General features: G+C 70.0%; 14 protein-coding genes, 1 tRNA gene and 1 riboswitch. Of the genes, 11 read left to right on the forward strand and 4 right to left on the reverse strand.

Annotated elements, in window-relative coordinates:
- From AADR41_RS16305 to AADR41_RS16340, 8 genes are all read left to right on the forward strand, one after another.
- Positions 1-373, forward strand: a 373-nt coding sequence (locus AADR41_RS16305) for a LysM peptidoglycan-binding domain-containing protein (RefSeq protein ID WP_342282116.1), incomplete at its 5' end; no start/stop codon positions are given.
- Between the two features lie 300 nt (positions 374-673).
- Positions 674-845, forward strand: a riboswitch (cyclic di-AMP (ydaO/yuaA leader).
- A 3-nt stretch (positions 846-848) separates the two neighbouring features.
- Positions 849-1,613, forward strand: a complete 765-nt coding sequence (locus AADR41_RS16310; protein ID WP_342282117.1) for a transglycosylase family protein — start codon at positions 849-851, stop codon at positions 1,611-1,613.
- Between the two features lie 289 nt (positions 1,614-1,902).
- Complete coding sequence (gene eno, locus AADR41_RS16315) at positions 1,903-3,183, forward strand: phosphopyruvate hydratase (RefSeq protein ID WP_342282118.1); 1,281 nt, start codon at positions 1,903-1,905, stop codon at positions 3,181-3,183.
- A 108-nt stretch (positions 3,184-3,291) separates the two neighbouring features.
- Positions 3,292-3,762: an FtsB family cell division protein gene (locus AADR41_RS16320; RefSeq protein WP_342282119.1), complete on the forward strand. Its 471-nt coding sequence runs from the start codon at positions 3,292-3,294 to the stop codon at positions 3,760-3,762.
- 59 nt (positions 3,763-3,821) lie between these two features.
- Entirely contained in the window at positions 3,822-4,355 is a 534-nt protein-coding gene (locus AADR41_RS16325; RefSeq protein WP_342282120.1) for a DUF501 domain-containing protein, read from the forward strand.
- A 178-nt stretch (positions 4,356-4,533) separates the two neighbouring features.
- Positions 4,534-5,475 carry a Ppx/GppA phosphatase family protein gene (locus AADR41_RS16330; protein ID WP_342282121.1) on the forward strand — a complete coding sequence of 314 codons (942 nt, stop codon included), beginning with the start codon at positions 4,534-4,536 and terminating at the stop codon, positions 5,473-5,475.
- Between the two features lie 438 nt (positions 5,476-5,913).
- A complete protein-coding gene (locus tag AADR41_RS16335) occupies positions 5,914-7,299 on the forward strand; it encodes an NAD(P)/FAD-dependent oxidoreductase (protein ID WP_342282122.1) in 1,386 nt (461 codons plus the stop codon).
- 289 nt (positions 7,300-7,588) lie between these two features.
- Entirely contained in the window at positions 7,589-8,893 is a 1,305-nt protein-coding gene (locus AADR41_RS16340) for a cyclopropane-fatty-acyl-phospholipid synthase family protein (RefSeq protein WP_342282123.1), read from the forward strand.
- Between the two features lie 110 nt (positions 8,894-9,003).
- Here the strand turns inward: AADR41_RS16340 and AADR41_RS16345 are convergent, their stop codons facing one another.
- Both AADR41_RS16345 and AADR41_RS16350 read right to left on the reverse strand, forming a co-directional pair.
- A complete protein-coding gene (locus AADR41_RS16345; protein WP_342282124.1) occupies positions 9,004-11,532 on the reverse strand; it encodes an ABC transporter permease in 2,529 nt (842 codons plus the stop codon).
- Positions 11,533-11,590: 58 nt separating this feature from the next.
- Positions 11,591-12,361: an ABC transporter ATP-binding protein gene (locus AADR41_RS16350; protein ID WP_342282125.1), complete on the reverse strand. Its 771-nt coding sequence runs from the start codon at positions 12,359-12,361 to the stop codon at positions 11,591-11,593.
- 491 nt (positions 12,362-12,852) lie between these two features.
- Between AADR41_RS16350 and AADR41_RS16355 the strand changes: the two genes are divergently transcribed.
- From AADR41_RS16355 to AADR41_RS16365, 3 genes are all read left to right on the forward strand, one after another.
- Positions 12,853-12,938: transfer RNA gene (locus AADR41_RS16355), tRNA-Leu, on the forward strand.
- A gap of 186 nt (positions 12,939-13,124) precedes the next feature.
- The gene (locus tag AADR41_RS16360) at positions 13,125-14,012 is read left to right on the forward strand and encodes a Bax inhibitor-1/YccA family protein (RefSeq protein ID WP_342282126.1); all 888 of its coding nucleotides are present in this window, start codon (positions 13,125-13,127) and stop codon (positions 14,010-14,012) included.
- Between the two features lie 257 nt (positions 14,013-14,269).
- Positions 14,270-14,587 carry a hypothetical protein gene (locus AADR41_RS16365; RefSeq protein ID WP_342282127.1) on the forward strand — a complete coding sequence of 106 codons (318 nt, stop codon included), beginning with the start codon at positions 14,270-14,272 and terminating at the stop codon, positions 14,585-14,587.
- A gap of 74 nt (positions 14,588-14,661) precedes the next feature.
- Here AADR41_RS16365 and AADR41_RS16370 read toward each other — a convergent pair whose 3' ends face one another.
- Positions 14,662-15,492, reverse strand: a complete 831-nt coding sequence (locus tag AADR41_RS16370) for a hypothetical protein (protein WP_446751058.1) — start codon at positions 15,490-15,492, stop codon at positions 14,662-14,664.
- A 530-nt stretch (positions 15,493-16,022) separates the two neighbouring features.
- Positions 16,023-17,243: an acetyl-CoA C-acetyltransferase gene (locus tag AADR41_RS16375; protein WP_342282129.1), complete on the reverse strand. Its 1,221-nt coding sequence runs from the start codon at positions 17,241-17,243 to the stop codon at positions 16,023-16,025.
- Positions 17,244-17,295 lie beyond the last annotated feature (52 nt).

Here is a 17,295-nt window from a genome sequence, read left to right on the forward strand (position 1 = left end):
AGCCCCGGACGCGTCCGCCGGCACCCCCTCCAGGGCGCCCGCCCCCTCCGGCTCGCCCGACGCGTCAAGCGGCACGGGCGGCAAGCACCGCGGCGCGCCGGCCGCGGAGAAGGGCGGCGGCACGGACGGCGGCGGCCGCGAGGCGGGCCGTCATGCCTCGCGCGGCGGCGGCGAAGCGCGCGAAACGGCCGACACGCCCGTCGGCGGCACGTACACCGTTCACTCCGGCGACAGCCTCTGGTCGATTGCTGATGCACAGAACATCCCCGGTGGCTGGCCCGCGCTCTACGAGGCCAACAAGGCTGCTGTCGGCGCCGACCCGGACCTCATCCTCCCTGGCCAGAGCCTCGATCTCGATGTGAAGGCCAAGTGAGGGCAGTCTGATAATCGACTAAAAACGCCCCCGAATCCGGGGTAGTTCAGGGATCTATGTCCGCTTATGCGTAAGTGAGACATGGGTCTCTTTGCGTCAACTGGCGTGTCGCGCCCGGGGAGCCCTTCCACATCACGCCCGACCTGCGAAAACGACGGTTCTTCAGATGCAAGTACGGGCTGATTGTCTGATGTGTCCATCTTTGAAAGTGGGGGTTGCGTATGTTTACGGTCGGAACCGCTCGCACCGCGGGCCCCGTCGACCGTCACGCCGAATCCTGCCGTCGGTCGAAGGGAACAGACGCGTAAAGCGCCGTAGGCAGGAGCGGGGGACCCAGGTAAGCGCCGGGCCCGATCGTCGAAAGACGCATCAGGACCGGCTTGGGGTGAAGTCGCGTGCTAGGACGTGCGACCGGGCAACTCACTTGGCCCGAACCCGACAGCTCACCTCGTAGGCGTCGGTGAGGAGAAGTTCCATGCTGCTTTCCAGCAAGGGCAAGCACCGCCGCCCGTCCAAGGCCGTCCGTATCGCCACGCTCGCCGGTGTCGCCGGTGCCGCAGTCGCCGTGCCCCTGATGGGCGCGACCGGCGCCTCCGCCGCCTCCGTCGCCACCTGGGACGCCGTCGCCCAGTGCGAGTCCGGTGGCAACTGGTCCATCAACACCGGCAACGGCTACTACGGCGGCCTGCAGTTCTCGCAGTCCAGCTGGGCCGCCGCCGGCGGTACCCAGTACGCCGCCCGTGCCGACCTGGCCACCAAGGCCCAGCAGATCGCCACCGCCGAGAAGCTCCTCGACATGCAGGGCCCGGGCGCCTGGGGCTGCGCCGGCGCCGGCAACCTGACCAACGACGGCGTCGACCCGGGTGTCAACACCGGCTCCTCGAACTCCACCGCGAGCTCCGGCGCCTCCGAGCAGCAGAGCGCCCCGAAGCAGCAGTCGCAGCCGGCCCAGCAGGCCCAGCCGAAGCCGGCCGAGCGCACCGAGGCCCCCGCCGCCTCCCGCTCGGACCGCTCCGCCGCCCCGCAGGCCGAGTCGAAGAAGACCGTCACCACCCCGACCGGCGAGAAGGTCAAGAAGGGCGACGGCGAGTACAAGGTCGTCTCCGGCGACTCGCTGAGCAAGATCGCCGCCGACAACAAGGTCGAGGGCGGCTGGCAGCACCTGTTCGAGCTGAACAAGGACATCGTCAAGGACGCCGACCTGATCTACCCGGGTCAGCAGCTGCACCTGACGAAGTAGTCGCGGCTCTCTCCTCCCCGAGCACCGCCCCGGTCCGGCGCGCGTTTCCCCGTGCGTGCCGGACCGGGGCACTGCCGTTCGCGCTCGGGGGAGCGCCGGATCGTTCAAGTGTTGTAGTTACCGACCAGTAAATTTCTGGCTGTTTGCCCGGCAATGTGCGCCCTCGGGTCCTTTTTCGTCCCAGGGGTCGGGCGGTCGGCCGACTGATCGGGCCGGGCCGGTTAGGCTCTTGTCGCAAGGCCAAAGCGACCCTGCACAACCAGCGTCATATCCCAGAAGGAGATGCCTCGTGCCGTCCATCGACGTCGTCGTAGCCCGGGAAATCCTCGACTCCCGCGGAAACCCCACGGTCGAGGTAGAGGTCGGCCTCGACGACGGCAGCACGGGCCGTGCTGCTGTTCCGTCCGGCGCCTCCACCGGCGCTTTCGAGGCCATTGAGCTTCGCGACGGTGACCCCAACCGCTACCAGGGCAAGGGCGTCGAGAAGGCCGTCCTCGCCGTGATCGAGCAGATCGGCCCGGAGCTCGTCGGCTACGACGCCACCGAGCAGCGGCTGATCGACCAGGCGATGTTCGACCTGGACGCCACCGAGAACAAGGGCTCGCTCGGCGCCAACGCCATCCTCGGCGTCTCGCTGGCCGTCGCCCACGCCGCCTCCGAGGCCTCGGACCTGCCGCTGTTCCGCTACCTCGGCGGCCCGAACGCGCACCTGCTGCCCGTTCCGATGATGAACATCCTCAACGGCGGCTCGCACGCCGACTCCAACGTGGACATCCAGGAGTTCATGATCGCGCCGATCGGCGCGGAGTCCTTCTCCGAGGCGCTGCGCTGGGGTGCCGAGGTCTACCACACGCTGAAGAAGGTCCTGAAGACCAAGGGCCTGTCGACCGGTCTCGGCGACGAGGGCGGCTTCGCGCCGAACCTGGAGTCGAACCGCGCCGCCCTGGACCTCATCGTCGAGGCCGTCAAGGAAGCCGGCTACGTCCCGGGCAAGGACATCGCGCTCGCGCTCGACGTCGCCGCGTCCGAGTTCTACAAGGACGGCAAGTACGAGTTCGAGGGCAAGTCCCGCTCGGCCGCCGAGATGACCGAGTACTACGAGGAGCTCGTCTCCGCATACCCGCTGGTCTCCATCGAGGACCCGCTGTACGAGGACGACTGGGCCGGCTGGAAGGTCATCACCGACAAGCTCGGCGCCAAGGTGCAGATCGTCGGCGACGACCTCTTCGTCACCAACCCGGAGCGCCTGGCCCGCGGCATCGAGGAGGGCTCCGCCAACGCCCTGCTCGTCAAGGTCAACCAGATCGGCTCGCTGACCGAGACCCTGGACGCCGTCGAGCTGGCCCAGCGCAACGGCTTCAAGTGCATGATGTCGCACCGCTCGGGCGAGACCGAGGACGTCACCATCGCCGACCTCGCCGTCGCGGTGAACTGCGGCCAGATCAAGACCGGTGCCCCGGCCCGCTCGGACCGCGTCGCCAAGTACAACCAGCTGCTGCGCATCGAGGAGATCCTCGACGACGCCGCGGTGTACGCGGGCCGCTCGGCGTTCCCGCGGTTCAAGGGCTGATCATCCCATTCGGCCCGTCAGGGGCCGAAGGCCCCGGCCTCCGTCCGTCCCCGCACTCGGTCCCGTACCGTGTGCGGGGACGGACGTGCGTAGTGGGGAGGCGGAGACATGGCCGCGAAGGCCCGGGACCGGTTCTCCACCGCGACCCGGCTGCGACTGCTCGGCGAGCAGACCGCGGCCCGTGTCTACCGGTCCCAGAACCGTCGCCAGGCCCGCCGCTCACGGCTCACCGGCCGGGCGGCCTTCCTCGCGCTGGTCGTCTGCTCGCTGGTGGTCGCGCTGGCGTATCCGATGCGGCAGTACGTCTCGCAGCAGGACGAGATCGCCGACCAGGAGCGGCTGGCGCAGGACGCCAAGGCCCGTACCGAGGAGCTGCGCGACGAGAAGGCGCGCCTCCAGGACGATGCGTACATCCGGCAGCTGGCCCGCACGCACCTGCACTACCTTCTTCCCGGGGAGACCGGTTACACGGTGATCGACCCCGACGCGGTCAAGGAGCGCGAGGGCAGGACGGACGAGTCCGGCCGGCCGTGGCACTCCAACCTCTGGGACGGCGTGGACAGCGCCGACCGCGACTGAATCTCTTCATCCATCTGCAGAACCGCAGTTCGAGCAGCCCGATCAGAACCTAGGCAGGCATGGAAACGCCCCCTCCCCAGACCGAGTCCACCGCGCCCACCGAGGCGGACATCGCCGCGTTCCAGCAGCAGCTGGGCCGTCCGCCGCGCGGTCTGCGCGCGATCGCGCACCGCTGCCCGTGCGGCAACCCGGACGTGGTCGAGACGCAGCCCCGGCTGGAGGACGGTACGCCGTTCCCGACGACGTACTACCTGACGTGCCCGCGTGCCGCGTCCGCGATCGGCACGCTGGAGGCGAACGGGGTCATGAAGGAGATGACCGAGCGCCTCGGTACGGACCCCGAGCTGGCCGCCGCGTACCGGGCCGCGCACGAGGACTACATCGCCCGGCGCGACGCGATCGAGGTGCTGGAGGGCTTTCCGAGCGCGGGAGGCATGCCGGACCGGGTGAAGTGCCTGCACGTCCTGGTGGGGCACTCGCTGGCCGCGGGGCCGGGGGTGAACCCGCTGGGGGACGAGGCGATCGCGATGCTGCCGGAGTGGTGGCGCAAGGGGCCGTGCGTTTCGCCGTGCGGCGCGCCTGAGGAGGGCTGACCGTTCGCACGGGGGCTCTGCCCCCGGACCCCCGCTCCTCAATCGCCGGAGGGGCTTGGTTTTGCTCCTCGTCCGCCGAAGGGGCTTGGTTTGCTCCTCGTCCGTCGCAGGGGCTTGATCTGCCCCTCGTCCGTCGCAGGGGCCTGATGTGGGCTCTGCCCACGACTCTGGAGCGTTCATGACCCGCGTGGCCGCCATCGACTGCGGTACCAACTCCATCCGTCTGCTCGTCGCCGACGCGGATCCGTCCACCGGCGAGTTCGTCGAGCTCGACCGGCGGATGGAGATCGTCCGGCTCGGGCAGGGCGTCGACCGTACCGGCCGGCTCGCCCCCGAGGCGCTGGAGCGGACGTTCGCGGCCTGCCGGCAGTACGCGGCGGTGATCAAGGAGCACGGGGCGCAGCGGATCCGTTTCGTCGCCACCTCCGCCTCCCGCGACGCGGAGAACCGGGACGACTTCGTCCGCGGGGTGCTGGAGATCCTGGGCGTCGAGCCCGAGGTGATCAGCGGGGACCAGGAGGCCGAGTTCTCCTTCACCGGAGCCACCAAGGAGCTCGCGGGCCGCGATCACCTGGCGAAGCCGTATCTCGTCGTGGACATCGGCGGCGGCTCCACCGAGTTCGTCGTCGGCGACGACCACGTGCGGGCCGCACGCTCCGTGGACATCGGCTGCGTACGGATGACCGAGCGGCACCTCGTGCGCGACGGCGTCGTGACCGACCCGCCGGACGACGGGCAGATCGCCGCGATCCGGGCCGACATCGACGCCGCCCTCGACCTCGCCGAGGAGAGCGTCCCGCTCGCCGGGGCCGCCACCCTCGTCGGGCTGGCCGGGACGGTCACCACGATCGCCGCGATCGCCCTGGGGCTGGAGGCGTACGACTCCGAGGCGATCCACCACTCCCGGATCTCCGTCGAGCAGGTCCGGGAGATCACCGGACGGCTGCTCGGCTCCACCCACGCCGAACGGGCCGCGATCGGCGCGATGCACCCGGGGCGGGTCGATGTGATCACGTCCGGGGCGCTGATCCTGCTCGCCGTGATGGAGCGGACCGGGGCCCGCGAGGTCGTCGTCAGCGAGCACGACATCCTCGACGGAATCGGCTGGTCGATCGCCTAGGGCGACCGCGTGCGGACCCTCCCGGACGGGGCGCTCACGCGTACCTTGGCCTGCACCTTTGAGCTCTTCTGGACCGTCCGGACGGTGGTTCGCGGGGCACGGCGCGACGAAGTTCGTGAACTTCTTCACAAGGAATTCGGCCCTGTGGAGGGAAGTTCTGCTCCGGATGGGCATCCGGAGCCGCTCGCAAGGTCGTTGAGAGGACGCGCGGAAGTGTTCCGGACGTGTTGCCGGCAGATGTACCGGGATGGTGGTTCACCCTGTCCGGAGGGCCAAGGGCCAGCTCACAAGCGGTGAACAACGTTCGCCGTCACGCCGTGGTTCCCCTGTGGCGCCATGACCTGGGTCACGTGGGCGGCGAAGTGTAGCAGAAGGGGGCCCCAACCTTGTGAAGGGGCTCACGAGCATGCCCTCGGAGGGGGGTGGATACTCGATGGCATGAGCACCACGGAGCGTCCCAGGATCCTCGTAGTAGGCGGTGGGTACGTAGGCCTGTACGCAGCTCGGCGCATCCTCAAGAAGATGCGCTACGGCGAGGCGACCGTCACGGTCGTCGACCCCCGGTCGTACATGACCTACCAGCCCTTCCTCCCCGAAGCTGCTGCCGGCAGCATCTCGCCCCGGCATGTCGTCGTCCCGCTGCGACGCGTCCTGCCCAAGGCCGAGGTCCTCACCGGCCGGGTCACCACCATCGACCAGGACCGCAAGGTCGCCACGGTCGCGCCGCTCGTCGGCGAGGCCTACGAGCTGCCCTTCGACTACCTGGTCATCGCGATGGGCGCGGTCTCCCGCACCTTCCCGATCCCCGGCCTCGCCGAGCAGGGCATCGGCATGAAGGGCATCGAGGAGGCCATCGGCCTGCGCAACCACGTCCTTGAGCAGCTGGACAAGGCCGACTCGACGACCGACGAGGACGTCCGCCGCCGGGCCCTCACCTTCGTCTTCGTGGGCGGCGGGTTCGCCGGTGCGGAGACCATCGGCGAGGTCGAGGACATGGCCCGCGACGCGGCGAAGTACTACACGAACGTGAAGCGCGAGGACATGCGCTTCATCCTCGTCGACGCCGCCGACAAGATCCTTCCCGAGGTCGGCCCGAAGCTGGGCACCTGGGGCCGGGAGCACCTGGAGTCCCGTGGCGTCGAGGTCTTCCTCTCGACCTCCATGGACTCCTGCGTCGACGGTCACGTCGTGCTGAAGAACGGCCTTGAGGTCGACTCCAACACCATCGTGTGGACGGCCGGCGTGAAGCCGAACCCGGCGCTGGCCCGCTTCGGCCTGCCGCTCGGTCCGCGCGGTCACGTGGACACCTCCGAGAAGCTCCAGGTGCAGGGCACCGACTACATCTGGGCCGCGGGCGACAACGCCCAGGTTCCGGACATGGTCGGCCGCAAGGCCGGCAACCCGAACGCCTGGTGCCCGCCCAACGCCCAGCACGCGCTGCGGCAGGCCAAGGTCCTCGGCGACAACGTCATCTCCGGCATGCGGGGCTTCCCGCAGAAGGAGTACAGCCACGCCAACAAGGGTGCCGTCGCCGGTCTGGGGCTGCACAAGGGCGTCGCGATGATCGTCATGGGCAAGATGAAGATCAAGCTCAAGGGACGCCTCGCCTGGTACATGCACCGTGGCTACCACGGCATGGCGATGCCGACCTGGAACCGCAAGATCCGGATCTTCGCCGACTGGACCCTTGCGATGTTCCTCAAGCGCGAGGTCGTCTCGCTCGGCGCCATGGAGACGCCGCGCGAGGAGTTCTACGAGGCCGCCAAGCCGGCCCCGGCACCGGCCGCCGCCAAGGCCGAGGGCGAGAAGGCCAAGGCCTCCTAGTCCGCCTAGTCCGCGCGCGGGCCCACTCGCCCGCGCGGCAGTACCTGTACGACGCCCGAAGGGGCCGTCCGCCATCCGTGGTGCGGGCGGCCCCTTCGACGTGTCCGCGGCCAAGTGTGTGCGGTGTACAGCTATTTTGCCGTTCCATTGCGCTGTAGCGGGATGGCGGGCGCTTCGCGGACTGTTGACGCGTACGTACCTCGTCGTGGCACACGAGTGCCCGGCGTGGTTGCAGGCATGTTCGACCATGTTTGGGCACATTGGGAACACCATCACGGAGGTGTGCGCCATGGCAGACGCCGCGCTGCGGCTGACCGCTCTCGCCGAGGAGTTGCTGGGAGAAAAGCTGCCGGTCCGTATCCGGGCCTGGGACGGCAGCGAATCCGGACCGCCCGGTGCCCCCGTACTTGTGATCCGGAACCGCCGTGCGCTGCGCCGGCTGCTCTGGAAGCCGGGCGAACTGGGCCTGGCCCGCGCCTGGGTGGCGGGCGAACTCGACATCGAAGGCGATCTCTACGAGGCCCTGGACCTGATGGCCTCGCTCATCTGGGACCGCGGTCCCGACACCGGGGACCGCGTCCACCCGGTCCGCGACCCCAAGGTGCGGGCCTTCGCCAAGGGGCTGCTGCAACTGGCCGGCCCGCTGCCCCCGCCGCCCCCGCCGCCCGAGGAGGTCCGCCGCCGTACCGGCACCCTCCACACCAAGCGCCGGGACAAGCAGGCCATCAGCCACCACTACGACGTGGGCAACGACTTCTACGAACTGGTCCTCGGCCCGTCCATGGTCTACTCCTGCGCCTACTGGGAGAACGGCGGAACGCTTGAGGAAGCCCAGCGCGACAAGCTCGACCTGGTCTGCCGCAAGCTCGCGCTGAAGGAGGGCGACCGCCTCCTCGACGTCGGCTGCGGCTGGGGCTCCATGGCCGTCCACGCCGCCCGCGAGTACGGCGCCCGGGTCACCGGAGTGACCCTCTCCGTCGAACAGGCCGCCTTCGCCAGGAAGCGCATCGCCCAGGAGGGCCTGACGGACCGGATCGAGATCCGGGTCCAGGACTACCGGGACGTCAGGGACGGCCCCTACGACGCCATCTCGTCCATCGGCATGGCGGAACACGTCGGCTCGGTCCGGTTCCGCGAGTACGCCGACGACCTCTACGCACTCCTCAAGCCCGGCGGCCGGCTCCTCAACCACCAGATCGCCCGCCGGCCCGAGAAGGACGAGTCCGCGTACCACGTGGACGAGTTCATCGACGCCTATGTCTTCCCCGACGGCGAACTGGCCCCGGTGGGCCGGACCGTGGCCACCCTCGAAGAGGCCGGGTTCGAGGCCCGCGACGTCGAGGCGCTGCGCGAGCACTACGCGCTGACCCTGCGCCGCTGGGTCGCCAACCTGGAGGAGCACTGGGACCGGGCGGTCCGGACGACCTCGCCCGGACGGGCCAGGGTCTGGCGGCTCTACATGGCCGCCTCCGCCCTCTCCTTCGAGCACAACAAGATCGGCGTCAACCAGATCCTCGCGGTGCGCCCGGCGGAGGGCGGGGTCGCCGGGCTGCCGCTGCGGGCCCGCGACTGGACGGCTTCCGCGACCGGCTGACACCGGGACGGGACGCCACGGAACGGCCGAGGGCCGGTACCCGCAGCGAAGGAGCTGCGGGTACCGGCCCTCGGGTCCGTCCGGCGGGCCCAGGGGCCCGCCGGGTCGTACTACTCGGTCTTGATCGCCGTCAGCATGTTCAGCTTCGCGGCGCTGCGGGCCGGCCAGAGGGAGGCCAGCACACCCACGACCGCCGCCAGCACCAGGAAGACCGCGATCCGGTCCCACGGGATGACCAGCGCGTACTCCGGGATCTCCGACGACAGGGTGTTCCCGATCGCCCAGCCGAGGAACATGCCGAGCGCGACACCGACCACCGCGCCGAAGAGCGAGATGACCACGGCCTCCAGCCGGATCATGCGCTTCACCCGGCCCCGGTCCAGGCCGATCGCCCGCAGCATGCCGATCTCCTGCTGGCGCTCGAAGACCGACATCGCCAGGGTGTTGACGACCCCGAGCACCGCGATGACCAGGGCCATCGCCAGCAGCCCGTACATGATGTTCATCGCGAGGTTGACCGAGCCGCCGAACATGTCGCGGATGTCCTGACGGTCCATGATGCTCATCCCCGGGTTGTCACCCAGGGCCTTCACCAGGGCCTGCTCGTTGGCCTCGGTCGCGCCGCCGTCCGTCTTCAGCCAGATCTCGCGGATGTACGACATGCCGCCGTGCGCGTCTGCGACGTTCTTCGGGACCAGGATCGGGGAGAGCATCTCGTTGCCCTCGAAGACCGCCCCGACCTTCAGCTCGCCCTTCTTGTCGTCGTCGAACTTCACCCGGAGGGTGTCGCCGGTCTTCCAGCCGTTGGACTTGGCCGTCTTCTTGTCGACGGCGATCTCGCCCTTGCCCAGCGCGTCGAGCGAGCCGGAGACGGCCGGCAGCGTGAAGAGCTGCTGGACGTCGGCGGGGCTGACGGCGGACGCGGAGTGGTACTCGCCCTTGACCTCCAGCGAGGTGGCCTGCTGCGGCGAGATGGCCGAGACCCCGTCGGCCTTCTGCAGTGCGGTGAGCGCCGACTCGTCGAGCGGACCGCCGCTCGCCATCGTCACCAGGTAGTCGGCCTTGATGTTGTCCGTGGTCATCCGGTCGACCGCCTGGCCGAGGGTGACGCCGAGGACCGAGATGCCGGTGACCAGGGTGAGGCCGATCGCCAGCGCGGAGGCGGTGGCGCCGGTACGGCGCGGGTTGCGGACCGCGTTCTGCGCGGCCAGCTTGCCGGAGACCCCGAACAGCCGCTTCAGCGTCGGGCGGACCAGTGCGATCACCGGCCGCGACAGCAGCGGGATCAGCACGATGACACCGATCAGGGTGAGGAAGGCACCCACGGCGATGACCGTCCGGCCGGACGATCCGCTCTTGGACGCGCCCGCCACGATCGCCGCGCCGCCCAGCAGGGTGAGCACCGCGCCGATCGAGTTGCGCACCACCAGGGACTTGACCGTGGCCGTCGCGTGCACGCTGCTCATCGCCGCGACCGGCGGGATCTTGGCGGCCCGGCGGGCGGGCAGCCAGGCGGCCAGCACGGTGATCAGGACGCCGACGCCGAACGCGGCGAGGACCGCGGTGGGCGAGACGATCAGCGGTCCGGCCGGGATCTTCCCGCCGAACAGGCTCATCGCGGAGCGCAGCCCGATGGCGAGGGCCAGCCCGATGGCGAAGCCGATGACCGAGGCGACCAGGCCGACGACGGCCGCTTCGAGGAGCACCGAGCGCTTGACCTGGCGGCGCGAGGCGCCGACGGCGCGCATCAGCGCCAGTTCCTTGGTGCGCTGGGCGACCAGCATGGTGAAGGTGTTGGCGATCAGGAAGACACCGACGAACAGGGCGATGCCGGCGAAGGCGAGCAGCATCCCGTTGAGACCGCTCAGACCGGCCTCGATGTCCTTGGCCTGCTGGTCCGCGAGCGCCTTGCCGGTCTTGGCCTCGGCGTCCTTGGGCAGCAGCGGCTTCACGTCGGCCAGCAGCTTCTCGGCGGAGGCGCCGGGCGCGGCGGACACATTGGCGTCCTGGAACACGCCGGGCTTGAGGTAGAGCTTCTGGGCGACCTCGGTGTCGAAGAGGACCAGGCTGCCGCCCGCGTTGACCGCGCCGTCCTCGGTGGTGAAGACGCCGGACAGGACGTACTCCTTCACCGGCCCGTTCGTGGCGACCCGGACCCGGTCACCGACGTGGTACTCGCCCTTCTTCGCGGTCTCCTTGTCGAGCGCGATCCGGTCGGCCGCGGCCGGGCCCGTACCGTCGACGAAGGTGTACGCGGAGTCCTTGCCGTTCTTGCCGGGGAAGTAGTTCCCGCCGGTGTTCGACCAGCCGTTGCCGATCAGCCTGCCGTCGGGGTCGGCGACCCCGGCGAAGCCGGAGACCCGGCCGGTGGCGGTGGAGACGCCGTCCAGGCCCTGGATCTTCTCCAGGGTGGCGGCGGTGATGCCGGAGGTCTTCTCGTCGCGCTGGTCGGCGTAGGTGGTGACGGCGACGGCCACGTCGTCGTAGCTCTTGGCCGACTGGTTGCGAAGAGCGTTGCCGAGGGTGTCGGTGAAGACCAGCGTGCCGGAGACGAAGGCCACGCCGAGCATCACGGCGAGGACGGTCATCAGCAGCCTGGCCTTGTGCGCGAGCACATTGCGCAGGGCGGTACGGAACATGTCTGTCAGTCCTGGGATGGGGAGGGTGTCCGGGAAGGGGCGCGGGGCGGGACGGGGCTCAGCTGGTGCGGCCCTTGGCGTCGAACGCCTTCATCCGGTCCAGGACCCGGTCGGCGGTGGGGTTCATCATCTGGTCGACGATCCGGCCGTCCGCGAGGAAGATGACCCGGTCCGCGTAGGAGGCGGCCGCCGGGTCGTGGGTGACGATCACCACGGTCTGTCCCAGCTCGCGCACCGAGTTGCGCAGGAAGCCGAGGACCTCGGCGCCGGAGCGGGAGTCCAGGTTCCCGGTCGGCTCGTCACCGAAGATGATCTCCGGCCGGGAGGCCAGGGCGCGGGCCACCGCGACGCGCTGCTGCTGGCCGCCGGAGAGCTCGGTCGGCCGGTGGCTCAGCCGGTCGGAGAGGCCCACCATGTCGATGACCTGGCGCACCCACTCGGCGTCGGGCTTGCGGCCCGCGATGTCCATGGGGAGCGTGATGTTCTCGTACGCCGTCAGCGTCGGCAGCAGGTTGAACGCCTGGAAGATGAAGCCGATCTTGTCCCGGCGGAGCTGGGTGAGCTGCTTGTCCTTGAGGGTGCCGAGCTCCGTGTCACCGATCCGCACCGAACCGCTGCTGAAGCTGTCGAGACCGGCCACGCAGTGCATCAGCGTGGACTTGCCGGAGCCGGACGGGCCCATGATCGCGGTGAACTCGCCCTGCGGGAAGTCCACGCTGACCTGGTCCAGAGCGGTCACCCGGGTCTCGCCCTCCCCGTAGACCTTCGACAGATCCGTGGCGCGGGCGGCCACCGTGGCGACGCGGGGTGCGGTGGAAATGGTGGTCACGGGAATCTCCTGTTTCGGGGCTCCGGCCGAGGGCTCGTCCGGGGTTTGATCGGTACCCCTCAATCGTCACCGCCGTTCCGCCGCCGGTCGTCCCTCCGCATGCCCGTTCCGGGGGCAGCCTTGAGTCGCACCGGGAGAGCCCCGGGTCATCCTGCGGTATGACACCGACCCTGAGTCGCCGCTCCGGGGGGCCACCCGCCCGGCGGGTGCGCCCGGCTCCGGTGTCCGGCCCCGCGCCCCGCCCGGTGACGCGCCCGGGGAGATCACCGGGCGCGCCCGGTGAATGCGCCGTCCGAGTGCGGCGACTTTACGTCAATCCGGATTGCCGGCCGCCGTACCCGCTACCCCGCCCAGGCATGTGGCGATGCCCTTTCGCGAGTGCTGACGACCCCTCAAGCGGTCAATAAAATAAGACAACATCGCGTCACTGATCCGCTGTTCGGGGGAAGTCCCCGGATAGGGTCATGTGCCAACGCGGAGCCGCGCGCCAGGCCTGGATGGTGGAATGCAGACACGGCGAGCTTAAACCTCGCTGCCCCTCGGGGGCGTACCGGTTCGAGTCCGGTTCCAGGCACCACTTCTCTCTTGGCGGCCGAGCCGGCGGCAGGCCCGCCCACCGGTGATCCGGATCGGTTTTCCGACAGGTTTCCGGGCCGGCTCCGGACAGGTTCCCGCAAAGATCCTCCCCAAGCACTAGTCTGATTCTTTTGCCTAGCCATTACTCTTGTGGGAAGGCCACGCAGGGTGGCCATGGAGGAGTGAGATGAGGAGCAGCAACCCGGTCTTCTCGCGACGGGGCTTCAGCCGCGACAACGGATACGCGGGCTTCAACGCGGCGCCGCAGGCCGGGGCCCCCGCAGCGGGTGCCAACCCGTACGCGCAGGGCGCCGCCGCCAACCCGTACGCCACCAACCCCTACGCCCAGCCGGACGCCCAGTACGGCGCCCCGCAGGCACCGGTCCGTTCCGGTGCGATGTCGATCGACGACGTCGTCACGCGCACGGCGATCACGCTGGGCACCGTGGTGCTCGGCGCCGCGCTCGCCTGGGCGCTGCTGCCGGTCGACGAGGCGAACCTCGGCAAGTCGTACGGCATCGCGATCGGCGCCGCCCTGGTGGCGTTCGTCCTGTCGCTCGTCCAGTCCTTCAAGCGCAGGCCGGTGCCGGCGCTGATCGTCTCGTACGCGGCCTTCGAGGGTGTCTTCCTCGGAGTGATCTCCAGCGCGGTCAGCACGTACATCGGACCCGGCGTCGTGATGCAGGCGGTGATGGGCACCATGTGTGTCTTCGCCGGTGTGCTTCTCGCGTACAAGATGCGCTGGATCCGTGTCACCCGCCGCTTCTACGGCTTCGTGATGGCCGCCGCCGTGGGCTTCATGCTCCTGATGGTGGTCAACCTGCTGTTCGCCGTCTTCGGCGGCGGTGACGGCCTGGGCTTCCGCAGCGGTGGCCTCGGCATCCTCTTCGGTGTCATCGGGATCATCCTCGGCGCGTGCTTCCTGGCCCTGGACTTCAAGCAGGTCGAGGACGGCATCGCCTACGGCGCCCCCCGCGAGGAGTCCTGGCTGGCGGCCTTCGGCCTCACCATGACCCTGGTGTGGATCTACCTGGAGATGCTGCGTCTCTTCGCCATCCTCAGCGGCGACGACTGATCGCACGCACCCGCACGACGGGAACGGCCCGCAGGCACTGTGCCTGCGGGCCGTTCCCCTTTTCCGACGGGTCTCTCCGGTTTTCCGACAGGTCTCTGCGGCGAAGACCTGGGACGTCGGCGCCCCCGACGCATCGCGCGTCGCCGGACCTTGCCCGGCACCGCGCCACCCGCCCGGCACCGCGCCACCTTGCCCGGCACCGCGCCCGAGCAACGGCCCGTTGGCAACCGTCCTGCCGGGGCGCGTAGGGTCGCGGAGTGCTCGATACGACCCCGCTGATCACCGCCGTGGACCGATTCGCCGACCGGCTGCGCGCCGCCCCGCAGAGCCGTCTGCAGCGCGGAGCCGCTGCCGAGGGACTGGCCGCGGCCCGGGAACTGGCGCTGCGCGCCCAGCGGATCGAGGCGCCGGGCCGGGAGCCGCACCCCATGCCGGACGCCGGGATCTTCTCCATCGGCGACCAGCTCGCCGTGGCGGGGCGCGATCTGGCGGTGGCACTGGAAACGGCCCCGTCGGCCGAGCTCGACGAGGCCGTGCAATTCGTGAACGAGGCCGCTGCGCGCGCGTTCGCGTAGCGGCGGTGGCGGGGCCGGGCGGACCGGCCGGGGGGCGGCGGCCGGCGAGAGCCGCTGTGCCCGGAGGAGCGGTGTCAGAACGAGGCGATGACCCGGTCGGCGAGGATGTAGACGTTCTCCTTGCCGCAGGAGAAGGTCAGGGCGTACGCGCCGGAGACACCGGAGCCGCCCAGCAGCACCGGGTGCTCGCCCGCGCGCAGCGAACCGGCCAGGCGCTCGGCCGTCTCGCGGTGCCCGGGGGTCATGCAGAGCGTGGTGCCGTCGGCGAAGACGTAGACGTCCAGGGTGCCGAGCGGGCCGGGGCGCACATCGGCGAGCTCGGTGCGGCTGTCGGCCAGCTCTTCGAGACGGTTCACGGTGCGCTCGTGGTCGGTGACGACGGGGGTCTGCACCGGTACGAAGTCGGGGTGCGAGGGGTGCCGGCGGCGGGCGGCGGCCAGCTCGGGGGAGTCCTCGGCGAACTCCGCAGGTCCGGGCAGCTCGGTCATGTCGGCCAGCTCCGTCAGTTCGACCAGCTCGTCGAGGGCCTCGGTGGCGTCGAGGTCCATGGCTTCGAGGCCCGCGAAGTCGGACTGGCGGGGCATGAAGAAGGGGGCGTCGTCTCCCATCCCGGTCGGACCGCCGAGCAGGGACGGGGCGTCGGCGGCGTCGCGGGCCTCCTGGGTGGCCCAGAAGGCGCGGGCCTCGGCGAGCTCGCGCTCGCGTTCCTCGGCCAGCGCCTCGGCGACGGCCGCGCGTATCTCGGCGACGGGGGTGGCGGTGCTGCGGCTCTGTGCGGGCACGGTGATGCCCTGTGCACGGGCGTCGGAAAGCTCGGTACGAAGGGCCGTGACCTGCTTGCGCAGCCCGTGAGCAGCGTGCAGAGCAGCGGCGCCCACGGCCGTGGCGGCGGCGGTGGTCAGCAACAGGGCAAGAGACATGGCGCTCACTGACATACTCCCGGTTTCAATCGATCCCCCGACTTCCTACATCAGCTTGTCCCCTACCTGCGCCCTGTGTCAGTGCATTACGTCACGAATTGGACAGGTCTTTGGGCCCGGGGTTTAACCCTGATGTGGGTGTGACCTGCGGATATGGCTCTCCCCCAGGAGATAGGTCACATCCTGGGGGAGATTCGGTCACGGTCGGGGCTCGGAACCGGCCACCGTACGGGGCGGGGGCCCGCTGACGGCTATGTCAGATCCGGCCCGGCCCGGCCCGGCCAAGCCCGCCTCGGCTCAGCCGCCCGTGCTTGTGGGTCGCGTTCGCTTCTGTTTGTGGGTCGCGTTCGCTTCGTCTGCGCTGCGGGCAGGTGCCGTCCTCGTGCCTCGGACGACCCCTACCCTCCGCTGCGCCTCAGCTCAGCCGCTCGTGTTTGTCGGTCGCGTTCGCCTCGTCTGCGCTGCGGGCAGGTGCCGTCCTCGTACCTCGGACGACCCCTGCCCTCCGCTGCGCCTCAGCTCAGCCGCTCGATGACCATCGCCATGCCCTGGCCGCCGCCCACGCACATGGTCTCCAGGCCGAACTGCTTGTCGTGGAACTGCAGGCTGTTGATCAGCGTGCCGGTGATCCGGGCGCCCGTCATGCCGAAGGGGTGGCCGACGGCGATCGCGCCGCCGTTGACGTTGACCTTCTCCAGGGGCAGACCGAGGTCGCGGTAGGAGGGGATCACCTGGGCGGCGAACGCCTCGTTGATCTCGGCCAGGTCGATGTCGTCGACGGTCAGCCCGGCCCGCTTCAGCGCCTGCCTGCTCGCCTCCACCGGCCCGTATCCCATGATCTCGGGGGAGAGGCCGGAGACCCCGGTCGACACGATCCGGGCCAGCGGGGTCAGACCCAGCTCGCGGGCCTTGGTGTCGGACATGATCACGAGCGCGGCGGCGCCGTCGTTGAGCGGGCAGCAGTTGCCCGCGGTGACCAGGCCGTCGGGGCGGAAGACCGGCTTCAGGCCCTGCACGCCCTCCAGGGTGACGCCCGCGCGCGGGCCGTCGTCCTTCGAGACCACCGTGCCGTCCGGGGTGGTGACCGGGGTGATCTCGCGCTCCCAGAAGCCGTTCTTGATGGCTTCCTCGGCAAGGTTCTGCGAGCGGACGCCGAACTCGTCCATGTCCTGGCGGGTGACGCCCTTGAGCCGGGCCAGGTTCTCCGCGGTCTGCCCCATCGCGATGTACGCGTCCGGGACGACGCCGTCCTCGCGCGGGTCGTGCCAGTCGTCGCCGCCCCGCTCCGCGCGGGCCGCGGTGCGGGCCTCGGCGTCGGCGAACAGCGGGTTGTGGGTGTCCGGCCAGCTGTCGGAGTTGCCCTTCGAGAAGCGGGACACCATCTCGACACCGGCCGAGACGAAGACGTCGCCCTCACCGGCCTTGATGGCGTGCAGCGCCATCCGGCTGGTCTGGAGCGAGGAGGAGCAGTAGCGGGTGACCGTGCAGCCGGGAAGGTGGTCCATGCCCATCTGCACGGCGATGATGCGGCCCAGGTTGTTGCCCTGCTCGCCGCCCGGCAGACCGCAGCCGAGCATCAGGTCGTCGATGTCCTTCGGGTCCAGCTCGGGAACCTTGGCCAGCGCGGTCTGGATGATCGTGGCGGTCAGGTCGTCCGCGCGCAGGTCCTTCAGCGAACCCTTGAAGGCCCGGCCGATGGGGGAACGGGCTGCAGAGACGATCACGGCTTCGGGCATCACGCGGCTCCATGAGGGCTGGAAGGCGGGTTCGGGCACGTACTGACTTGGA

This window comes from Streptomyces sp. CLV115 (assembly GCF_038448545.1).
In the GTDB taxonomy this organism is placed as follows: Bacteria; Actinomycetota; Actinomycetes; order Streptomycetales; family Streptomycetaceae; genus Streptomyces; species Streptomyces sanglieri.

Coding starts and splice junctions, on each gene's coding strand:
- AADR41_RS16310 (WP_342282117.1), top strand. CDS start 849: ATGCTGCTTTCCAGCAAGGGCAAGCACCGCCGCCCGTCCAAGGCCGTC.
- AADR41_RS16320 (WP_342282119.1), top strand. CDS start 3,292: ATGGCCGCGAAGGCCCGGGACCGGTTCTCCACCGCGACCCGGCTGCGA.
- AADR41_RS16325 (WP_342282120.1), top strand. CDS start 3,822: ATGGAAACGCCCCCTCCCCAGACCGAGTCCACCGCGCCCACCGAGGCG.
- AADR41_RS16330 (WP_342282121.1), top strand. CDS start 4,534: ATGACCCGCGTGGCCGCCATCGACTGCGGTACCAACTCCATCCGTCTG.
- AADR41_RS16335 (WP_342282122.1), top strand. CDS start 5,914: ATGAGCACCACGGAGCGTCCCAGGATCCTCGTAGTAGGCGGTGGGTAC.
- AADR41_RS16340 (WP_342282123.1), top strand. CDS start 7,589: ATGGCAGACGCCGCGCTGCGGCTGACCGCTCTCGCCGAGGAGTTGCTG.
- AADR41_RS16345 (WP_342282124.1), bottom strand. CDS start 11,532: ATGTTCCGTACCGCCCTGCGCAATGTGCTCGCGCACAAGGCCAGGCTG.
- AADR41_RS16360 (WP_342282126.1), top strand. CDS start 13,125: ATGAGGAGCAGCAACCCGGTCTTCTCGCGACGGGGCTTCAGCCGCGAC.
- AADR41_RS16375 (WP_342282129.1), bottom strand. CDS start 17,243: ATGCCCGAAGCCGTGATCGTCTCTGCAGCCCGTTCCCCCATCGGCCGG.